Origin of the sequence: Vibrio sp. La 4.2.2 (assembly GCF_027586995.1) — a bacterium.
In the GTDB taxonomy this organism is placed as follows: Bacteria; Pseudomonadota; Gammaproteobacteria; order Enterobacterales; family Vibrionaceae; genus Vibrio; species Vibrio mediterranei.
Window position 1 is genome coordinate 460,361 of sequence record NZ_JAPPTJ010000004.1, and the last position, 20,540, is coordinate 480,900.

24 protein-coding genes are annotated in these 20,540 nt (G+C 44.5%); 13 read left to right on the plus strand and 11 right to left on the minus strand.

Annotation, left to right across the window (positions count from 1 at the left end; all coding sequences use genetic code 11):
• The first annotated feature begins 1 nt into the window (after position 1).
• The 7 genes from OH456_RS11395 (at position 2) to OH456_RS11425 (ending at position 5,873) form a co-directional block, all read left to right on the plus strand.
• Positions 2 to 490, plus strand: a complete 489-nt coding sequence (locus OH456_RS11395) for a YhcH/YjgK/YiaL family protein (protein ID WP_124941554.1) — start codon at positions 2 to 4, stop codon at positions 488 to 490.
• Positions 490 to 1,983, plus strand: coding sequence for an FGGY-family carbohydrate kinase (locus OH456_RS11400; RefSeq protein WP_124941555.1), 1,494 nt, complete (start codon positions 490 to 492; stop codon positions 1,981 to 1,983). The genes OH456_RS11395 and OH456_RS11400 overlap by 1 nt, the downstream gene beginning before the upstream one ends.
• Positions 1,976 to 2,620 (plus strand): 3-keto-L-gulonate-6-phosphate decarboxylase UlaD, encoded by a 645-nt coding sequence (locus tag OH456_RS11405; RefSeq protein ID WP_198559270.1) that lies wholly within the window; start codon positions 1,976 to 1,978, stop codon positions 2,618 to 2,620. The genes OH456_RS11400 and OH456_RS11405 overlap by 8 nt, the downstream gene beginning before the upstream one ends.
• Positions 2,621 to 2,627: 7 nt before the next feature.
• Positions 2,628 to 3,386: an IclR family transcriptional regulator gene (locus OH456_RS11410; RefSeq protein ID WP_088877872.1), complete on the plus strand. Its 759-nt coding sequence runs from the start codon at positions 2,628 to 2,630 to the stop codon at positions 3,384 to 3,386.
• A gap of 9 nt (positions 3,387 to 3,395) precedes the next feature.
• Positions 3,396 to 4,265: an L-ribulose-5-phosphate 3-epimerase gene (locus OH456_RS11415; protein ID WP_270033483.1), complete on the plus strand. Its 870-nt coding sequence runs from the start codon at positions 3,396 to 3,398 to the stop codon at positions 4,263 to 4,265.
• Positions 4,266 to 4,277: 12 nt separating this feature from the next.
• Positions 4,278 to 4,601, plus strand: a complete 324-nt coding sequence (locus OH456_RS11420; RefSeq protein WP_124941557.1) for a hypothetical protein — start codon at positions 4,278 to 4,280, stop codon at positions 4,599 to 4,601.
• Between the two features lie 66 nt (positions 4,602 to 4,667).
• Positions 4,668 to 5,873, plus strand: coding sequence for an MFS transporter (locus OH456_RS11425; RefSeq protein WP_124941558.1), 1,206 nt, complete (start codon positions 4,668 to 4,670; stop codon positions 5,871 to 5,873).
• Between the two features lie 117 nt (positions 5,874 to 5,990).
• Here the strand turns inward: OH456_RS11425 and OH456_RS11430 are convergent, their stop codons facing one another.
• The 4 genes from OH456_RS11430 to pta form a co-directional block, all read right to left on the minus strand.
• Complete coding sequence (locus OH456_RS11430) at positions 5,991 to 6,128, minus strand: hypothetical protein (RefSeq protein WP_173670901.1); 138 nt, start codon at positions 6,126 to 6,128, stop codon at positions 5,991 to 5,993.
• Between the two features lie 122 nt (positions 6,129 to 6,250).
• Positions 6,251 to 6,850, minus strand: a complete 600-nt coding sequence (locus OH456_RS11435) for a beta-phosphoglucomutase family hydrolase (RefSeq protein ID WP_124941559.1) — start codon at positions 6,848 to 6,850, stop codon at positions 6,251 to 6,253.
• A 132-nt stretch (positions 6,851 to 6,982) separates the two neighbouring features.
• A complete protein-coding gene (locus OH456_RS11440) occupies positions 6,983 to 7,741 on the minus strand; it encodes a sulfite exporter TauE/SafE family protein (RefSeq protein WP_270033484.1) in 759 nt (252 codons plus the stop codon).
• A gap of 8 nt (positions 7,742 to 7,749) precedes the next feature.
• A complete protein-coding gene (gene pta / locus OH456_RS11445) occupies positions 7,750 to 8,799 on the minus strand; it encodes a phosphate acetyltransferase (protein WP_270033485.1) in 1,050 nt (349 codons plus the stop codon).
• Between the two features lie 156 nt (positions 8,800 to 8,955).
• Between pta and OH456_RS11450 the strand changes: the two genes are divergently transcribed.
• Positions 8,956 to 9,744, plus strand: coding sequence for an IclR family transcriptional regulator (locus OH456_RS11450; RefSeq protein ID WP_006069816.1), 789 nt, complete (start codon positions 8,956 to 8,958; stop codon positions 9,742 to 9,744).
• Between the two features lie 32 nt (positions 9,745 to 9,776).
• On the opposite strand, the gene OH456_RS11455 is transcribed toward OH456_RS11450, so the two are convergent.
• The 5 genes from OH456_RS11455 to phnC all read right to left on the minus strand — a co-directional run bounded on the left by OH456_RS11455 (position 9,777) and on the right by phnC (position 14,399).
• Positions 9,777 to 10,433 (minus strand): Qnr family pentapeptide repeat protein, encoded by a 657-nt coding sequence (locus OH456_RS11455; RefSeq protein ID WP_171389387.1) that lies wholly within the window; start codon positions 10,431 to 10,433, stop codon positions 9,777 to 9,779.
• Positions 10,434 to 10,792: 359 nt separating this feature from the next.
• Positions 10,793 to 11,659 (minus strand): phosphonate ABC transporter, permease protein PhnE, encoded by an 867-nt coding sequence (phnE, locus tag OH456_RS11460; protein ID WP_006069813.1) that lies wholly within the window; start codon positions 11,657 to 11,659, stop codon positions 10,793 to 10,795.
• Positions 11,656 to 12,531 (minus strand): phosphonate ABC transporter, permease protein PhnE, encoded by an 876-nt coding sequence (gene phnE / locus OH456_RS11465; RefSeq protein ID WP_062456353.1) that lies wholly within the window; start codon positions 12,529 to 12,531, stop codon positions 11,656 to 11,658. Before phnE (OH456_RS11465) ends, phnE (OH456_RS11460) begins: the two co-directional genes overlap by 4 nt.
• 62 nt (positions 12,532 to 12,593) lie before the next feature.
• Positions 12,594 to 13,517, minus strand: coding sequence for a phosphonate ABC transporter substrate-binding protein (gene phnD, locus OH456_RS11470; protein WP_270033486.1), 924 nt, complete (start codon positions 13,515 to 13,517; stop codon positions 12,594 to 12,596).
• Positions 13,518 to 13,559: 42 nt separating this feature from the next.
• Complete coding sequence (gene phnC, locus OH456_RS11475) at positions 13,560 to 14,399, minus strand: phosphonate ABC transporter ATP-binding protein (RefSeq protein ID WP_216610700.1); 840 nt, start codon at positions 14,397 to 14,399, stop codon at positions 13,560 to 13,562.
• Positions 14,400 to 14,677: 278 nt separating this feature from the next.
• On the opposite strand from phnC, the gene OH456_RS11480 reads away from it, so the two are divergent.
• The 3 genes from OH456_RS11480 to OH456_RS11490 all read left to right on the plus strand — a co-directional run bounded on the left by OH456_RS11480 (position 14,678) and on the right by OH456_RS11490 (position 17,123).
• Entirely contained in the window at positions 14,678 to 15,109 is a 432-nt protein-coding gene (locus OH456_RS11480) for a MarR family winged helix-turn-helix transcriptional regulator (protein ID WP_270033487.1), read from the plus strand.
• Positions 15,110 to 15,130: 21 nt separating this feature from the next.
• Positions 15,131 to 16,336: a multidrug effflux MFS transporter gene (locus OH456_RS11485; protein WP_270033488.1), complete on the plus strand. Its 1,206-nt coding sequence runs from the start codon at positions 15,131 to 15,133 to the stop codon at positions 16,334 to 16,336.
• A gap of 124 nt (positions 16,337 to 16,460) precedes the next feature.
• Positions 16,461 to 17,123 carry an NADPH-dependent FMN reductase gene (locus tag OH456_RS11490; protein ID WP_107306125.1) on the plus strand — a complete coding sequence of 221 codons (663 nt, stop codon included), beginning with the start codon at positions 16,461 to 16,463 and terminating at the stop codon, positions 17,121 to 17,123.
• Positions 17,124 to 17,136: 13 nt separating this feature from the next.
• On the opposite strand, the gene OH456_RS11495 is transcribed toward OH456_RS11490, so the two are convergent.
• The gene (locus OH456_RS11495; RefSeq protein WP_107306133.1) at positions 17,137 to 17,610 is read right to left on the minus strand and encodes a peptide-methionine (S)-S-oxide reductase; all 474 of its coding nucleotides are present in this window, start codon (positions 17,608 to 17,610) and stop codon (positions 17,137 to 17,139) included.
• A 95-nt stretch (positions 17,611 to 17,705) separates the two neighbouring features.
• Positions 17,706 to 19,466, minus strand: a complete 1,761-nt coding sequence (locus tag OH456_RS11500) for an SgrR family transcriptional regulator (RefSeq protein ID WP_270033489.1) — start codon at positions 19,464 to 19,466, stop codon at positions 17,706 to 17,708.
• A gap of 202 nt (positions 19,467 to 19,668) precedes the next feature.
• Between OH456_RS11500 and OH456_RS11505 the strand changes: the two genes are divergently transcribed.
• Positions 19,669 to 19,836, plus strand: coding sequence for a hypothetical protein (locus OH456_RS11505; protein ID WP_006069804.1), 168 nt, complete (start codon positions 19,669 to 19,671; stop codon positions 19,834 to 19,836).
• An 86-nt stretch (positions 19,837 to 19,922) separates the two neighbouring features.
• Positions 19,923 to 20,519: a sugar O-acetyltransferase gene (locus OH456_RS11510; RefSeq protein ID WP_006069803.1), complete on the plus strand. Its 597-nt coding sequence runs from the start codon at positions 19,923 to 19,925 to the stop codon at positions 20,517 to 20,519.
• Positions 20,520 to 20,540 lie beyond the last annotated feature (21 nt).

Below are 20,540 nucleotides of genomic sequence, written 5' to 3' on the forward strand. Positions count from 1 at the left end.
TATGTTAGTTGGAAACACTCAAACCTCATCAATAACCAAATCGTATCCTGTCGTTATCCAAAACGTCTTGGAATACTTAAATGGCCTAGATCACGCCTCTCTCTCCTTAGGTCGTCACGAACTGCCTGGTTTTGACTCTGATAAAGCGTGGTTTGTTGTACTGGAGTACCACAAAGAACCGTTGGCGAACTTCAAACCTGAGGTTCATAAATATCATTCTGATTTGCAAATCGTATTAGAGGGCTGCGAGACCATGGCATGGTCAATCGATACGGGAAAACACACAAACGCAGAGCCCTATTTGCAACAAAGAGATCTGCAATTCTACAACCATGACGGCATTGCTCTGAACTTCATTCACGCGACCCCAAACCAATTTTACTTGTTTACACCCAATATCGTGCACATTACCAATATCCAAAATGATGATGACCAACCAGTAAGGAAACTTGTGGTGAAAATTCATAACGACCTACTGGAAGCCAAATAATGAACTATTACATCGGTATTGATTCTGGCGGCACCTTTATGAAAGCCGCGTTATTTGACGCTAAAGGCACCCAATGTGGACTCGCTCGCGTTTCAGCAAGCGTCATCAACGATCAACAAGGTTGGGTAGAACGTGATTTGAATGCGCTGTGGCAAAACGCAGTTGACGTCATTCAACAGTTGTTAGCAACCACTGACGTTGACCCAAACCGTATCGAAGGTCTAAGTATTTCTGCGCAAGGCAAAGGAGTGTATCTGCTAGACAAGCAAGGGGAAAACTTAGGCTATGGCATCATGTCTTCCGATTCGCGCTCGTTACCGATTGTCAAACATTGGTTAGATCAAGGCATTGCCGACACCATTTACCCAATGACTTTGCAAACGCTTTGGACAGGACACCCAGTGTCCATTCTTCGCTGGATCAAAGACAATGATGCTGAGCGTTACCGCAATATCGGTGCCGTGCTAATGTCTCATGATTATTTGAGATATCGCCTCACCGGAGAAGTCGCCGCCGAACTGACCAATATGTCAGAGAGTAATCTCTTCAACTCCATTACTGGTGAGTACGATAAAGCACTGCTGAGTCTCTTCGGTATCGAAGAGCTTTGGGATGCCCTGCCCCCAATCGTTAAACCACAGCAGCAAGCAGGAAAAATTACCGCCGCGATCGCTAAAGAGACAGGCCTTACAGAAGGCACTCCGGTGTTCGGTGGGCTTTTCGACGTCGTCTCAACCGCGATCTGTTCTGGCATTAACTCATCCGAAGACTCGCTCAACTATGTGATGGGCACGTGGGCAGTCACCTCTGGCATCTCAAAACATGTCACTAGAGAGCGTCATAACTTTGTCTATGGTCACTACGCCATTGACGACGAATACATTATTCATGAGGCTAGCCCGACTTCCGCAGGCAACTACGAATGGTTCGCCGATTACCTTGGAGACGGCGGTGAGCTTGACCATGCACAAAACCAAGCATTGGTAGCAGCCCTAGCACCAGCATCAAGCTCGGTCTACTTTGTGCCTTTCCTTTATGGATCCAATCAAGGCTTAGGATTGAAATCCGGCTTTTATGGTCTTCAGTCTCACCACGGTAAGGGACACTTAATTCAAGCGATCTGGGAAGGGATTCTTTTCTGTCACAACCTGCACCTTGAACGGATGCGTCAGCGTTTTCCAAAAGCAAACGTACTAAAGGTAACGGGCGGCCCAGCAATGAGTCCCGTCTGGATGCAAATGTTAGCCGATCTAACCGGTATGACAGTAGAGATTTCTGATGTGGATGAAACTGGCTCTTTAGGTGCGGCCATGATGGCTATGGTTGGCTCAGGAGAGTTTGCGTCACTTCAAGAGTGCACTAAAAGTATGACCAATTCGATGTCTCGCATCGAACCCAATTTAGAAAACTATTCACGTTACCAAAAGAAATACCACAACTACCAAAAACTGGTTCAGTTATTCAAACAATTTGAGGATGAAATCGATGCCTAAACCTTTACTGCAAATGGCACTTGACGCAACCGACCTCGATACTGCTCTGATGTCAATAGAACATGTTGCGGACAAGCTTGATGTCATTGAAGTCGGTACTATTTTAGCGTTCGCTCATGGTGTGGACAGTGTAAAGGTCCTCCGCGAAAAATACCCAAATCATACCGTTGTCTGCGACATGAAAATAACCGATGCAAGCGCCATTTTAGCGCGTTTGGCGATGGAGGCTGGCGCTAACTGGGTCACTGTGAGCGCTGCAGCTCATATTGAAACCATCCGTTCAGCAAAAAACGTGACCGATAAGTTCAATGGTGAAGTGCAAATAGAGTTATATGGACACTGGACGTTGGATGACGCCAAGGCATGGGTTGAAATGGGAATTACCCAAGCTATTTACCATCGCTCGCGTGACGCAGAGCTCGCTGGTGTCAATTGGACCCAACAAGATTTAGACAAAATGCAGGAATTATCGAATTTAGGAATTGAACTATCCATTACTGGTGGTATTGTGCCTGACGATCTGCATTTGTTTAAGAATCTTTCTGTTAAGTCATTTATTGCTGGTCGAGCGTTAGCTAGCAGCAATGGTCGTGAGGTGGCAGAAAGTTTTCACAATGAAATAGGAAAACATTGGTAGCACGTATATGAGTGAACAAATTAAATCGTTGTCTAAAGCGTTGAGTGTACTTGAATTTCTAGGGAACTATCCGAACGGAATTTCTCTACAAAAAGTGTCCGAGGGCACTGGCTTTAATAAGTCTTCAGTCCATCGCATTTTGGCAACATTTGAAGCCTCAGGATACGTTGCTCAAATGAGTTCTGGTAAAGAATATCGTCTTACTATGAAGCTGGTACAGCTCGGTCATGCTGCGATTAACTCTGACGTGACAGGAGCGGTTAAGCCTTTCCTATCAGAGCTACTTAACGACGTAAATGAAACCGTTAATTTTCTGTCGTTTGATGCTGACAATATCATCTTTAAAGACAAGTTCGAGCCAGTCAACGCCGCCTTTCGAACTCGTACCTATGTTGGGTTGCATTCTCCTATGTACTGCTCAGCTGCCGGGAAATGTTACCTCGCATTTAGCACCGATGCGGTACGAGAAACTTATTGGCAACGTAATGTCAGTACAATGAAACCATTAACTGAGAATACCATTCTGGACAAATCTCAGTTCTTCAGCGTTCTTGATCAAATCAAAGCCCGTGGCTATGCCTTAGATGATGAAGAAAACGAAGCCGGTATTTCTTGTGTGGCTGTTCCTATTTTTGACAAAAACAACACCCCTGTATACGCCGTCAGCGTTTCTTCACTAACTCCAAAAATGAAAGCATTAGGTTATGAAGAAATTGCCAGTAAAATTCAAGACATCACCGCGCGTATAGAGGAACAACTTTTTTAAGGAAAAAGTATGTTCAACTCTCAAAACAAATTCAGATTAGGTATTTACGAAAAAGCAATGCCAGCGTCTCTTTCTTGGGAAGAACGCTTAATTAAGGCCAAACAAGCGGGGCTCGACTTTGTCGAAATCTCAGTTGACGAAACAGACGAGCGACGCGCCCGTTTAGATTGGTCAGATGAAGAAATCTATCAACTTCGTCACTTATGCGAAAAGCATGAAATGCCCTTGCAATCCATGTGCTTGAGTGCACATCGCAAATTCCCATTTGGTTCAATGGACGAAAGCATTCGCGCAGAATCCCATGTCATCATGGAAAAAGCGATTGCGCTGGCCTTCAAGCTTGGCATCCGCTGCATTCAGATGGCCGGCTATGATGTTTACTATGAACCTCAATCGGCAGAAACCCATCGCCTTTTTATTGAAGGCATGAAACAAGCAACCAAGCTAGCAGAAAGAGCGGGCATCATGCTCGGTGTGGAAATTATGGATACTCCATACCTAAACTCGCTCAGCAAATTTGAAGTGCTCAAACGTGAGATTCCGTCCCCTTATTTTATGGCCTATCCCGACGTAGGCAATATTTCAGGTTGGAACCACGATGTGTGCACTGAGCTCAGATTAAGCCGTGATCATCTGGTTCAAGTCCACTTGAAAGATACACTACGCGTCTCAGAAACCTGTGATGGTCAGTTCCGTGACTTGGTCATCGGTGAAGGCCAAGTCGACTTCGCTTCGATTTTTAAGACGTTAGCTGATATAGACTATCGCGGACCTCTCGTGATCGAGATGTGGGCTCAAAACGACAACTGGTTCGAGGATATCACTAAAGCCAAAGCGACCCTCAAATCCATCGCTAACCAATCTGGTTTTGAGCTATAAGGGGACAACGTTATGACGATTATTCGCACCGCTTTCTTTGAAGCCGAGTTAACCGAAGAACAGAAACAAGATTTCTATCAGTATATGGAAAATGAAGTGGTGCCTATTATTCGCACCTTTCCAAATAACCTTGGCGTCGTTGTCAACAAACCTGAAGCCATCGAAGCCGATAGTCATAAGAACTTGCTGCTGATGATGCAACACAGTTATGAAGACGAAGCGACGATGCTAAAAGCTTTGGATTCCGATGCACGTATTAGGAGTATGCTCGCCACCAAAGTCATCATTGAAAAATACAATATCCATGTTCATCACATCAACTTTGTGCGTAGCTAGATTTTCTTAATTGAGGCGAAAAGCAGAAGGATATCTTCTGCTTTTTTTATAGGTACAGGAGGCACAATGAGAGCATTTCATCTAAAAGATGCCCCACTTGTCTTATTATCACTGATATTTTTTATTTGGGGCTTGATTACCGTTTCAAGTAATTCTCTTATTCCCTACTACAAAGATGCGTTTGCTCTGGACTATAAAATGGCCATGTTATTTCCTATGGCCTTTTTTATCACGCGAGTGACTGTCTCGCTTCCAACGTCATTCGTTATGGCGAAGTTTGGTTATCGAACCACCATGCAATACTGCCTTTGTTGGTGTTTAGTGGGCTGCTTAGTCATGGCTTATCTTGTCAGAACAGAGTCACTCTACCCAACCCTACTCGGCATTCTACTTATGGCGTCAGGCATCTCTGCCATTCAAGTGGTGAGCTCACCTTATGTATCGCTACTCTCGACACCAGACAAAAGCGTGGTTAGGCAGAGTATCGCTACGGCAGCGAACTCAGTAGGAACAGTGTTAGGGCCCTTAGTTTTGACCGCTATCATCGTTACTGCTACGACGTTGGGGTTTACCGATACCTCGCTTCACGTATCGATTCTGTTTCTGCTGATCGCAGGCTTTTTCTTTGGTCTTCTGCTGTTTTTCAGCAAAATAGAGCTGCCTGATATCAAACCAAAACAGATCTCAGGGTTTTGGAAAGGTCTGTTCTGTTTGCTAAGCCATAGAGAGTTTATGACGCTTGCCACGGTACTATTGTTCTATATCGGTGTTGAAGTCAGCTTTGGGACCTTCACTATTACCTATCTTGCAGATGAGTCGTATGGTGGTTTAGGGCTTATTCTGGCGACGCAGTTAATTGCTGCTTATTGGGTTGGTATGTTCCTTGGCCGCTTACTATTCGCGAAATTCGGCCATAGGGTCAATCGGCATGGTTTATTCACACTCGCATGCCTTGTTGCCACAATGATTAGCTTGACCGCACTGTTTGAACAGGCGGCTTGGGTAGGGTTTCTATTACTATTGGTGGGGCTGTGTAATGCAACGCTCTACCCCATCATATATGCACAAGCATTGCAGGCTTCGGGAAAACATAGCTCACAAGGTGCTGCTATCTTGATCATGTGCTCAATTGGGGGAGTCATCTTGCCCTTCGCCCAAGCCACATTGATTGACGAATTATCACTAAGCACAAGCTACATTGCACCCGCAATCGCCTACTTGGTCATGACCACTTTGTATTGGTCTAGCCTGAAAAAGCGTGATAAACCCTGAAACACAGAAAGTGTCTCTCGGGATTAGATTGGATTAAACAACAAGAAGGTTGAAATTAGAGCAGGCTGAATAGCGAGGGGATATACCCCCGACATCAAAAGAAGTGCTCAGGGAAGATTAAACCCAAGCAGACGCCACTAAAAGGACAATCGCTGCCATCACTAAGCTCGCCTTAGCAAAGAAAAACACTTCATTGAAAAAAGAAGGTTTGATTGGTGCTTGGCTGCTTTCGTTACTAATTACTGTAGCATTCATACTTAATTCCCATACTGGCGTGATATAAGGTCAATTTTGCGCCAGTATGTGATCAAAGTCAAAGATATTTGTTGTTTTATTACACCATCAAGAGCACCTTACTGTTAAACATAAGCATATATTCAATATGCGGGAATAAATGCAGTAATCTCACCAGATTCAACCATATAACAGTCCATGCCCGCAGCCATCGCCGCGTATTGCCCAATCAACGTATCTTCGAACACAACGCAATCTGTTGGGTCTAGATCTAACTGCTCAGCTACCTTTAGGAAAGTATCAGGATTGGGCTTGTGGTTGTCTACATCATCAGAAGTAACTATCGTGTCGATCAATGACGGAATATCTGTGGTAGCTAAAATACCATGAGCGTGCTTAGCTTGAGCACCAGTTCCTATACCAATCTTTTTGAGTTTGTGCTGCTGTCGAAGAATCGTATAGATAGTGGGTATCACGTCGCCTTTGTATTCAATGGCTTCAAAGTTGGCAATTTTATCTGTTGTTATAAGCTGTGGGTCTATGGACAAATTATAGCGTTTTAAAATTTCGAGTGTGACTTTCCTAGATGGCATTCCACCGAGTTGATCCAGCCACTCTTTGTCATAAGGAATATCAAACTTATTACAAGTCTGCTTCCAAGCACGAGCATGTGCCACCATAGAGTTCACTAGAGTCCCATCTAAATCGAAGATGATTCCTTTATACTTATTTAGGTCCAACATATTAAATCTAACTAAACACCACTATACATTAGGCGAAATCGTAACGACCGATATGAGGCTTGGCTAATGCAACTTCACTGAATGTGATCTGAACGTCACCGTTCAATATCGGCCAAGCCATGTAATTAAGAATCAACCCAACGTCGAAGCAGATACCCCCATTAAATACCCTCCAATAACCATCAAGACACCGAACACCGTCTTTCTCAACTGATCGTTTGATAATGGAGGCGGATAACGCCTAGCGATTAGAGTGACCAAAGCCACCAGCGGAACGGCAATGACAGATAACCAAAGGATACTAACACTCAAGCTACCGTCGAAATACACGTAAGCGGTGCGCGAAGCCGAGGTACAAGCGAAGACCATCAACAGCGTGCTGCGCACTAATTCAATAGAAAAAGGCTGCCGATAAAGATGGTAAACAATCGGTGGGCCCGCCATACCAAATAGGCCGCCAGTAAGCCCCGAACCAAAGCCAGAAAATAGAAAAGACGCTGCAGCAGAACGCCGCGTTAACGTTTTCGGCTTAAACATGAAATTTAGCCCAGCCGCTAAAATCATGACACCAAGAAGACCGCGCAACATATTGGTTGCCGATTCACTGAGTTGATCAAGCAAAAATACTCCAGCAACGACACCCGGTATGATGCCAATTACCAGAACCAACATGGTTTTAAGATCACCAGATAATGGTTTACCTACCAATGCCACCAAACAATTGAACAAGGTAACAATACTCACCACCGCTGCAATCACAGGTAAAGCGACCAGATTTAGGCTCACCGTCAAACCAATGACAATGATGCCAAGGCCAAAGCCAGTTACTGTCTGAAAATAGGTGCCAATGACTATGGTGGCAAGAATGGCGAGTAACGTCAGTAATTCCATTTGTTTCCCTAGTTGGTTATCCCTTCTTTTATTGAAGCGGGTGGAGTGTGTTTGATGTTTCGATCTTGTTGGGCTTGCACTGCAGTAACCGCAATAACATGAAGAATATCCTCGGCGCTGCATCCCCTAGATAGGTCATTCGCAGGCTGATTTAACCCTTGCAACAACGGTCCTATAGCTACTGCACCACCTAATCGCTCCGCCAACTTGTAACCTATGTTTCCCGCTTCCAAATTGGGGAATATCAGTACATTTGATTTGCCCTTGACTTGTGAGTCAGGCAGCTTCTTTGCAGCAATTTCAGTAACAATTGCCGCATCCAACTGTACATCTTGGTCAACAGCGATGTCAGGGCAGCGCTGCTTTACAAGTTGTGCGGCATTGCGAACTTTGTCAACGGACTCATGTTTAGCGCTGCCGTTGGTGGAAAACGACAACATGGCAACTTTAGGTTCTTCCATTAATAGCGATTTGGCGCTGGCTGAAGCTGAAATCGCAATAGACGCCAGCTCTGCTTCATTCGGATCAATGACTAATCCGCAATCACTAAAAATCAAACCACCTTTGAGGTTATGAAAAGGCTCACATAACATCATTAAAAAGAAACTCGATACTAGCTCGCTATCTGGAGCAGGACCGATGATTTGAAGCGCTGCACGAACCACATCAGAAGTAGTGTACACAGCACCATTCACAGTACCGTCGCCTAGCCCTTCTCTGACCATTAGGTTGGCGAAAATAAGCGGGTTTTGCACTTGTTCTAGCGCGTCGTTGTAAGACATACCTTTTGCTTTACGCAGCAGATATAACCGCTCTGCTAACACTTCTTTAAGCGGTGAACTCTGTGGTGAAACAATATGAATGCCAGCGAGACTCACATGACACCGCTCCGCAGCCTCTGCAATGGTTTGTTCGTCACCAACTAAGGTAACGTATGCCAATTGCTTATCGACAGCCATGCGAGCAGCGGTAAGCACACGAGGGTCTTCTGCTTCACTCAACACCACCCTCTTACGATCTAAGTGAGCTTTGTTGACAATCCTTTCTATCGCCTTCATATAACAAACTCCATTTATCGAGACATATTGTTCCATAATTTTATTTCATGTTAATAACACTAATACAAAAGATCAAATTTTATTCAGAAAATGGATATATACTAAATTGGAATGTACAATCTTAGACTTCGACGTATCGCAAGGATGAATGACTCTATGCCAACAGAAACACCACAAGTTCAAGGAGATACTCCTACGCTCAGACTTTTTGCACTATTAGAGGTGATAGCGCAAAAAGACGAGTTCATATCTCTTCAAGGATTAGTAGAAGAAACAGGATTACCAAAGCCAACCCTACATCGTATGCTGCAGCAGTTAGAGGCCGCAGGCATCATTCAAAAAGATGGGGATGAAAAGCACTATAGCTCCGGAATTCGTTTGAGAAAGCTAGCCGAGAATTTGTTGCTAAATAGCACCATGCACAGTGCCCGCCGCACGATTCTTGAGAACCTACGAGCCGAAGTGGGCGAAAGCTGTAACCTGACAGCGCTCTCCAGTGGCGAAATCATTTACCTCGATAGAGCAGAGACAGAAGCCCCGCTTCGCTTCCACTTACATCCAGGTTCGCGTGTTCCTGTTCACTGCTCTGCAACAGGCAAACTGTTTCTCGCACATATGTCGAAGTCACAGCGTAGACGCCTGATTGAAAACGTTCCGCTTACTCAATATACCGTGAACACCATCACCGAATACTCAGAATTGGAAAAAGACATTGAGGAAGCAAAGATTCAAGGTTTCGCTATCGATGATGAGGAATTCTTACCTGGCTTGGTGTGTATTGCGGTTCTGGTACCCTCTCCAACCGGGCAATCTAACCTCGGTTTAGCGATACAGGCTCCGGTTATTCGCGTTAAACCGGATGAAGCCATCAAGTTCTTGCCTGCACTACAAAAAGCAGCGAAGGCACTGGCAAAAATAGAAGCCGATAATTGGGGTAATGATTAACCCCAAACCTGATGAAAAGGCACCGAGAGCACTTAGCCCGGTAGAACTACCAAACCCAGTGGCTCTAAAAGCTGCTCTTGTTGCCAGTCGCAAATTTTTACCCCGGTGAGATCCACTCTTCTGGGGTCCAGCCCCTCAAGATCTACATGACACAAATCCGCTCCTTGAAACCGAAACTGCGACCAAGCGTCCGCTGAGAATACCCCGCGGCTGAGATCTGATTCTTTTAATGACGCTCCCATTAAGTTAGCCCCAATCCAACGGTTCTCAAACAACTCGCACTTTTCTAAAACCTGTCGCTCTAGATTGGCATAAGACAAGTTACAACCCGTGATATACGCAGAACAAAAATACATAGTGTGACTGACTTGATTGGCAAATCTTGCACGCTGGAAATTCGCCCCTTTCAAGTCACATTCACGTAGCTCTATGCCAAAACAATCAGCTCCTTCAAAATTACACATGGCTAACTGGCAATTATTAAAACTGGCATCCTTCAGATTAGCATAGTCAAAATGACATCCTTCTAGGTCCGAGGTTTCGATGAATTTACAACGCTCAAACCTTGCATCCGTGAGATCTGCCCGAGCAAAGTCACAGTGAAAAAACTGACAGTTTTCAAAAACGGCTCCAGAAAGATCTTGCCGAGAAAAGTCATGCTGACGGTAGACTTTATCTTTTATATTCATACTGTTACTCCTTCGTAGAGCCGAAAGACTAACATCGATAACGCTATTGTTCGAGAATAATAACTCCATTAAAAACAACATGTTAAAACATGCCAAAATCGCCATTTTAAGGCACCTAGGAAGCATCAGGAGAGCGAATAAATTCTCTTGAGAACGCTCAGGTGTTGAAAAAAGTTTTGAGATATCTCGAGGCACACAGGAGCATCACTCATAATCATATTTGAACGGTCGCTCAATTAATAAATGAACGGATGTTCAAATATGAATATGATCAATAAATATAAGGATAAAGAATGAGATAAAAGATGTGAGGCATAGTTATAAGGCTAGCCTAGACTGACTAGCCCTTCACTATTCTGCTAACGCTTTTCATACAGCGGGACATTCTCTCCCACAATGTATTTCTGTCTCAGAATACTCGATACCTTATCCAGCCCCATGATAATGGCGACAAGAACCAGCGTAATAAAAGTTACTACGTCCCAGTTCCACAAGCGCATGTTCTCCGCATAAACTAAGCCGATACCGCCAGCACCAACAAAACCTAATACCGCCGCAGAACGAGTATTTGATTCCAGTTGATACAAGGTCAATGCAAGAAAAGTCGGAAATGACTGAGTAAAGATGGCAAAGCGATGTTTCTGCAGATTATTCGCGCCCAACGCAGTTAGTCCACGTGACGGTTTCTTATCTGCTGACTCGTGACTCTCTGCATACAGTTTCCCGAATAGCCCTAGATCTTGAACGAATACCGCCATTACACCAGCAAGAGGCCCTAACCCCACGGCACGCACAAAGATCATGCCCCAAATCGCCATATCAATTCCGCGTAAAACATCGAACACACGGCGCATGAAGGTAGCAATAAAGCGAAATGGTCCCGTCATCACGTTACGAGCAGCCATAAATGACAAAGGCAACGCCACAAGAGATGCCGTTAACGTGCCGCCAAATACAATCGCCAGTGTTATCGCTATTTGCTTAAAGTAATAGGCAAACGGCCAATCCCAAAAATCTCTCCATACAAACATATGCAGGAAATAGCTCATAATTTTGCTATTGCCCATTTCAAACTGCTTTGAAGACACGCCAAAAAACGTAAAGAACAAGAAGTAATACACCAAAACGCTGCTCGCAAGCACTGCAACAATGGTTAAATAACGTTTTTGTTGCGAGAAAATCGCTTTATTTTCTTGTTTGATTTGCTCTAACGTTAGTTCCGTCATTTTACATCTCCACTGATGACTTTTTTGCGTAGCACACCAGACGTCATGTCTATGAGCGCGACGACAATGATGATCAGCAACAGCGTGATGCTGACCTGATCATGTCGACCCAAGCTAATGTTCGTCATCAACTCTTGACCAATACCACCCGCCCCAACTAAGCCAAGAATGGTCGAGGAGCGAAAATTGATTTCAAATCGAAGAAATATATACGACAGAACTGTTGGCTTAATCTGCGGCCAAAAGGCAAAACGTAGTCGCTGGACTGGTGTTGAACCACACGCCGTTAAACCTCGAACTGGCTTATCAGAAATGGTCTCGATGGATTCATAAAACAGCTTGGTCAAGCTACCTATCGTATGCAGTGTCAGTGCCACGAACCCTGGGAACGTTCCGACACCATAAGCCATCACAAACATCACCGCCCAGGCAAGCTCCGGCATGGTGCGCAAGAAGGCAACAAAAGAACGCACAGCCACTCTGACAGATGCAGGCGCATAACCATTACTGGCGGCTAAAAATGCCAAGATAATCGCAATAACTGATGAGACTAGAGTCGCGGCGATCGCAACATTAATGGTTTCCCACAATAGAGGGATTTGAATCGGTAGTCGGTAGCCCCAATAGATGAGTGAACCCGGAACCGCACGGCCAGTCTCATCACGACTGGCGAATAAGACATCCCATGACAACTGAGGAAGTGTGTCGTAGATATAATCAAAAAGTGCAGGCGCGTTATGTAAAATGGTTGAAAGGCTAAACTCTGCATAGTGCCCAGAAAGCAGATAAAGCAGCATAAACATGGATGACCACATAAGTGCATCCATCTTCTGCTTACGACGAGCCTGTTGGTAATATTGTTCAAACTGCATGAAATTGACCGTAGAAGTAATAAGCTGGCAGCGCCTGCCAGCTTTTAATTGGAGGAGGGGGATTAACGCTGAGCGAATTTAGTCGCTTTAACTAAGTCGATGATTGACTGGTATTCAGCAACACTGGTCTCTTCTAGGTGAAGCGATCCACCCGCCGCTTTGCTAAAGCAAGCGTTGTCTTCACGGTCCAGTTTCTTCACAGCAGCAACAAGCTTATCTTTGAAATCAGGGTCTAGGCGGTTGCTAACAATAGTTGGGCCATTAGCGATAAGTGGCGATTCCCAGATAATGCGGATTTTTTTCATTAGGTCAGCGTCGTGGTCCATATAACGTAGCAACGCCCCAGCGCTATACCCTTTATCTGCATCGCCCACCATTGATGACCAAGTTACCGCAGCATCAAACTGACCGTTAAGAACACCAACGATATCTTGCTCATGTCCACCAGAGAAGTTGACCGATTTGAAAAAACCATCAAATTGATTATCCATATTTCCACCCAGAGTGTTTTCTAACTGGTTGTTTGGAATAAGGAAACCTGACGTTGAATTTGGATCAGCGAAGGAGAACACTTTGCCTTTCAAGTCTTCAATGGACTGATAAGGGCTATCTTCTTTAACCAAAATAACCGAATGATAGCCGCGAGAGTTATCGGTGTTATCTACTGTAATACCCACCAAATCTACCGCTTTAGGGTCGCTCAAATATATTTCAGCATAAGATTTTGGTGACATGTTGATAACCAGATCAATCTTCTCACCTAACAAACCTTGAATCACAGCATTGTAGTCACTTGAGTTGCGGATATTAGTTTTTACACCAAGCTCGGTATTGAGAAAATCAGCAACGCACTGGTTATCACCAATTTGGTCTGCTGCATTTTGACCACCTAGAATACCTAGATTGATTTCACTTGGAGCAGCCGCACTTGCGTTAAAAGTCATAGCAGACGCAACAGCGATACCAATAGATAGAAGCTTTTTCATCACTTGTCCTTAAAATTTATTGTGTCCAGTTTTCCGATTGGATTAGTTGATTTGGTCGATCTCATCGCCATAAAGACGATGTAAAACATCATCATTGAGGCCAGAAGGATGTCCGTCGTAAATCACCTTACCTTTGGCAAGACCGATTACGCGGGAACAATACTCCTGAACCAGTTCGATTGAGTGAAGATTTACCATTACCGCAACACCGTCACAGCTGACTTTTTGCAGCGCTTCCATAATGCGAACGGTATTTTTTGGGTCTAACGAGGCCACTGGCTCGTCGGCAAGCAGGATCTTGGGGTTTTGCATCATCGCACGGCAAATCGCCACACGTTGTTGTTGTCCCCCTGAGAGGTTTTCTGCTCGTTGTAGTGCGTACGGCAACATGTTGAGCCATTTAAGCAGTTGGATAGCTTGAGCTTTGTCTTGGTCGCTGAAGATTTTAAGCAGCGATTTAAGCGTCGAGGTATGGCTCAAACGTCCAAGCAAGACATTGGAAATCACATCCAAACGAGGCACTAAGCAAAAATCTTGGAAAATCATGCCACAGTGAGTACGCCACTCACGGATTTCTTTTCTCGACATCGATAGTACATTGTCAGTCGATAAGTCTTTATGCACATTAAGAATTTCGCCGCTGGTCGCGGGTATGGTACCATTCAACGTATGCAGCAACGTGGACTTTCCCGCTCCAGAGCGGCCTACTACCGCAACAAATTCACCAGCGTGAAGATCAAAGCTGATTCCATCTAGAACCACTTTTCCTTGTTGGTAAGACTTAGTCAAAGCGCGAGTTTCAAGAACTTTTCTACCCAGTTGCGGCGATGCAAACTCTTCTGCATCCGATACAACCGTCAGTTCAGGCATGGTCATGGCCATAAGTTTCATTCCAGTCAATAGTAGTTATTGATTGAATATTAGAGCGTGGATTTTTGACGAATTCGGGATAGTTTTGTGACTAATTTATGAACAAACAAAGTGCACCATTCAATAGAACTACACCAATAACTACTTTTAATTCAATATATTAAAGAGCAAAAACTGAGCATCTATGATTTTTGTTCTTAGAACAAAAACTCAAAACTGTGACTAATTAGTTGATCTAATCAACTAATTAGCTAAAATGGTTGACTAGATCAACTAATTGGCCTTCATTGATGACAATAGACTATCGAGCAATTAATCACGCCTTACGTGAAATTCGAATGAAAACCCGCGGCAAGATGGTGGCGGAGATCACCCGTCAAAAAGTCGAGTTTTCCCCCCTTGAGCATAAAGCTATGAGTGATATTCGTGCCTTCGGCGGCGCCTCTCAGCAGAAGTTAGTCGAGTCAATGAACCGAGATAAAGCCCAAATTGCGAGAATTATCGCAAGGCTTCATCGTCAAGATCTCATCATCAAACAAAGTTGTCCTAACGACCGACGCTCCGTTGCACTATACCTCAGCCAAAAAGGGGAAAAGCTGCTAGAACACCTCGACCAAGTCGAAATGGAAATGATAACGGAAATGCTAACTGGGTTTTCTCAGACCGAAGCAAGCACACTGAAGCAGCTATTAGAACGCGTTAACGACAACTTGAGTTACTAATTTCACCCACAGGAGAATCATTTGAAATCAACACAACCCATCCTTGGGCAAAAAGGCACTCTATTTTTTCTCGTTATTATCAGTGCATTTCCACCATTAACGATTGACCTTTATCTGCCAGCTTTGCCTACTATGGTCGATATATTTAGTACCACTGAATCAATGGTAAACCTCACGTTAAGTAGCTATTTCGTTACTTACGCGATTGGTCTTCTATTCTGGGGGCCGCTAAGTGAGAAATTTGGTCGCAAGCCAATTTTATTGATAGGTATCGGTGCTTACATGCTTGCTAGTATTGCCTGTGCGATGGCAGGAAGCATTGAGCACCTCATTGGCTCAAGGGTACTACAAGCGTTTGCTGGCAGTGCCATTACTGTCGTCTCTACCGCCATCGTCAAAGATATGTTCGAAGGACGTGAGCGCGAGAAAATTATGGCCACTATCATGTCGCTCGTGATTATTGCGCCAATGGTCGCTCCCGTACTCGGTGCGTTTCTTCTCAAAGTCGCTTCATGGAGAATGATGTTCGTGACCTTGGCAGTATTTGGCGCGTTTGCCTCCATCTTAGCCATGTGTTACCGCGAAACACTGCAAAGTCAGTATACAGGCTCTTTAGCTCGCTCTTGGACTCGACTTGGCGTGGTAATGACGAATCCAAGATTCGTGATGTTGCTGTGTATTTTCTCAATCGCACCCATGGCCCTTATGGCCTTCTTAGCTGCCGGTTCGTACATTTACATCAATGGTTTTGGCCTGACTGAGCAAGAGTTCAGTTACTATTTCGCATTCAATGCGATGTGCGCCTCTTTAGGCCCTTCTATTTACATGAAGTTATCCCGCCATATTTCAGTACAAAAAGTGATTACTTTGTGCTTTTTTATTTTGGCACTGATGGGTGTGTTAACGCTCAGTATTGGTTCTACCGCGCCTTGGGTCTTCGCATTAATAGCCGCTCCAGCGACGCTAATGGTTATTATGATGCGAGTGCCTGGTACCAACTTGATGCTTGATCAGCAAGACAAAGACACCGGCTCCGCTGTGGCATTGATTCAGTTTTTTGCCATGATTTGTGGCTCAGCGGGCATGTTATTGGTTTCTATGCGTCCCGACGCACTCATCGCTAATTTAGGTATGATTCAGCTCTCAATCGGCATTGTGGGCGGTCTATTATGGTTTGTGGTTCGCAACCGAGCATTTGTCACGGACAATCTGGTCAAAAGTGTCTAATTGGACTCCTAAAAAATCAGTAAAGGGGCAAGCGCTCCTTTTTTGTGACTTCTCATTGCAACAAAATCCAGACCCTTTAAGCTAAAACGAACAACATCAGAAAACATTAGGGAAGTACTAGATAGTGAAGTTATTGATTTTTCTTGGCTCTGTAAGAGAAAGTACCCCACCTCGCCCCGCACGACTGGGCGCAAGAGTCAGTGATGCCTGTCAGTCTCTGCTAACACGCTTTTATCCCGAGATTAACGTGGAAATCATCGATCCTCTTACTTTGAGTTTTGATGCGGTTTTTAAACCTGAATTTGCTTACAGCCGAAGTAAAGTACCAGAAGACTTAAAGCAACTGGCAGCGAAGATTGAACAAGCTGATGGCTATGTGATGGTCTCACCTGAGTACAATCACTCTATGAGTCCAGCACTTGCTCACCTTCTTAACCACTTTGGCAGCTCTCTGTTTTCTTATAAACCCAGTGCAATTGTGACCTACTCTGCAGGACAATGGGGCGGCGCTAGAGCAGCCGTTTCAATGCGAACTTTTCTCTCCGAGCTAGGCTGTTTGCCAGTATCTGCCATGATTCACATTCCCAATGCTGCTAGCGTATTCAATGAAAAAGGTGAGGTGCTAAACGAAGCATCTCAACAAGAGTGGGATAGCTATATGAACCGAACGCTTGCTCAACTTATTTGGTGGGCGGAAGGTGCCAAAGTTCAGCGCAGCGCCAGCGATCCAGCCGAACTTATTCATGCGTTTCAACGCGATCCTTCACAGAGGAACGCGCCAAAATAGTCAGCACTTGAAGCTATTTTTTGTACTTATGCAAAATAGTCTTGGGGATATGACAATAATCATTGGGGTGAAGAGTGAGTCGATCTTGATGCTCGTCATCACTCTTTACGTAATTACTAAGTGGCAACACCTCTACCACGATTTTATCTGCATCGGAACGCTCGGCAATGTAGCGTTTCGCTCGCTCAAGATGTTCTGGATTTACACTATAAACTCCAGTGCGATACTTCTCTCCTACATCTATCCCTTGCTTGTTGACGCTATAGGGGTCAATGATTTCAAAAAAGAAATCCATAAGCTGCTCAATTGACACTTGGTTCGCATCAAATTGAGTTCGAACACACTCAGCGTATCCATCGTAATCACACTGTGTAGTACTCGCACTGCCATTGGCTCTACCCGCTTCGGTATTTATGACCCCAGGTAAATGTCGCATAAACTCTTGGACGCCCCAAAGGCAGCCACCAGCGAAAACTATCTCTTGCATCGTAAATTCAGTCATCCACGTCTCAAACTGTCGGCTACTTTAGCAGAATTATGCCAACATCAACTCCAACCTGTTGTTAAAGTAATACAGAAACTCTACTCCTCGACCCAGACGTTCTTAATATCCGGCCAGCCCCAAATAGTCATGGATACGCCTTGCAGCTGGTCAGCAAAATTCAGAGTTTGCTTATGGTGAAACAGTGGGATTATCCATCTATCAGAGACTAATGTCGATGCGATCGGTTCAAGGACCGTCATATATTCCGTAGATTGATTCTGTTGTCTCACTTGTTCAAGCTCATGTTGCAGCCATTGCTCCGTGGACGGTGTCAGGCACTGTCTTAACACTCTATCCGTCGCAAGCCAAATAAACGCCGAAGACGGTCGGTTGTCATCCAAACTCATGCTGGTAAGGATAATCTCTTCCTCAAGATTATGATGCGCGCACAGTTCGTAAAAGTCGGCATAACTGTATTCGTTAATCTGACAGCTCACACCAACCCGCAGCAACAAATCGGCAACTACTTGGGCGCTTGCGCGTAAAGCATGATGTTGGTAGATGGCGATATCTAGCTGCTTCGGCAAAGGAGATGTCTCTGCTGGAGGAATCAATACTTTCATCCAGCTTGGCAAAAGGTTGTATGCCGCAATGCCCTGAACTCTGGCTGCGTCGTTATTGGACAACTGCTGCAACACCGGCCTTGAATTCATCAACTGACCAAGATAGTGACGCTGCGTGCTATCCAGAGCTGCAGAGTGGTTGAACATCGCCAGTAAGCAGCCATCCTCAATCCGGCTCTGAGGAGTCGCCTGAGTTGATGGTTCAGTACCGCTTTCAGTTGAGACCAAATGACTACAAACAGCATCATAGGGTGTAGGTAAATCATAAGTAGCAAGTGAGGTAGAACAACTGCTTGTTCCTGCTTTTGGAAGTTGCCAGATCGTCACGCTGTCTGATAGTGCACAAAGGCCGTGATAATGTTCAAACGCCTGTAAATCAAGCTGTTCCTGAGAATGCTCGACTAGCTTAAAGGGGCCACTACCAATACGAACGGAATTATTTTCTAATTGAGCGCTCGGTAATACAGAGAATCGGTAATCCGCTAGCAGTGCAGCAAAGCTTGGCTCTGGCTGAGACAGAGTGAACTCAATACACAATCGCCCCACGGCGTAGATCGTCACAACATTAGCTAACAAAGAACAATAATTAGGGTGCTGTTTAAGACGCATGAAGAGTTCAGCAATGGTCTCTGCATCTATTGGTGCTTCGTCATGAAATCTAAGATGAGGTCTTAGATAAAATCGCCAAGTTAGTGCCTGCGAGTCATAGCGCCAATGATGAGCCAGATCGGGTTCGACATTTCCCTCACCGTCACAGCGCGTCAAACAAGAGAATACTTGTCGGGTTAGGAATCGCTCACTATTTCGTAACGAGTTGGTGGTATCCAACGGTGACAATAAGCGGTCATAAGTAAGCTGAATATGAACTACGCCTTCTCTTACTTGCGGACCGGCAGTTTGTTGTAACACTTGTCCGAATAACGCTTTATCCCCACCTAACAGTTGCAGTGCTTTTTCATAGTGACCTTGCGAGATATGCTCTGACGCAACATTGACGACCAACGTGCTCTCAGAATGGTTGAGATGAAGTATCGAGCGTTGATTCCGTCCCACTTTGGGTTGCCAATCGATCCACCCTTTCTCGTCAAGCTGTTTAAGTAAGGTTCGACTATGCCGCGTACTGGTAAACATCAGCTCCGCAAGCTTATCTATTGTGGTACTGATGTCTTTATTCGTTCCTAATACCGCAAGACGTTGATAATACAGCAGTGCTCTATCGTTACTTATTTCCGGCATTTCTATATCACCTTAGTTCCACATAAGACCAAAAATCAGACAAAAATAACCTCATCCAGACAAATTAACGTTAAATGTGGAACTAAACAATACCAATTACTCAGTTTTTGCCCTCCTATTAATTGTTCATAATCTATCTCGAGTCTTGAACACCAACAGCTCCACACCACATGACTGTGCCACGATTAATGAGGACTAAATTATGTTGAAAGCCATCAAAAACGCACTCACATTCAATCTTTCTGAAACCGATCTCGATGAAGCGATAGTCTGTATTGAGCAAGCCGTCAGCGAATACACAAATTCATTAATGGCTCTATATGAGTGGGAAGAAAACACCAATGAGAAGCGGCTGTCAGATTCGAATTAAACCTTTCGAAGTCTGTGGCTTATGGATAAATCGTAGTGCTAGGATATCGATCATTATCCAATACCAGCTTAATAGTGAATACCTACATGAATCCAATGTCAAAACTGCACAGTCAAAATGTCTATGTTTATGATGAAGCGCTTGCTGAACGTCAAACTGAGTGTTTAGAAACACTGTATGACTTTAATCATACCCGCCCTAGTGAGACCAAAAAACGTGAGCAAATAATGCAAATTCTGTTCGCAGAAGTTGGAGAAGATTGTTATTTAGAGCCTCCTGTACATGCTAATTGGGGTATCCATACCCATTTTGGTAATAACGTCTACGCTAACTTCAATCTCACGCTGGTTGACGATACCCACATTTACATTGGTGACCATGTAATGATTGGGCCTAATGTAACCATAGCAACGGCTGGACACCCTATTGAGCCAGAGCAGCGCAAGGTTCTAGCTCAATTCAATATACCCGTTCACATTAAAAATAACGTGTGGATTGGTGCTAATACTGTCGTGCTTCCGGGCGTGACTATTGGAGAAAACAGTGTCATTGGCGCTGGCAGTGTGGTGACGAAAGATATTCCTGCCAATGTGGTGGCAGTTGGTAACCCTTGTCGAGTACTCAGAGAGATTAATGACCGCGATAAAACCTACTTTTACAAAGATCGTCGCTTTGATGAGTAGAGCTTAAAACACTTGAGTGAC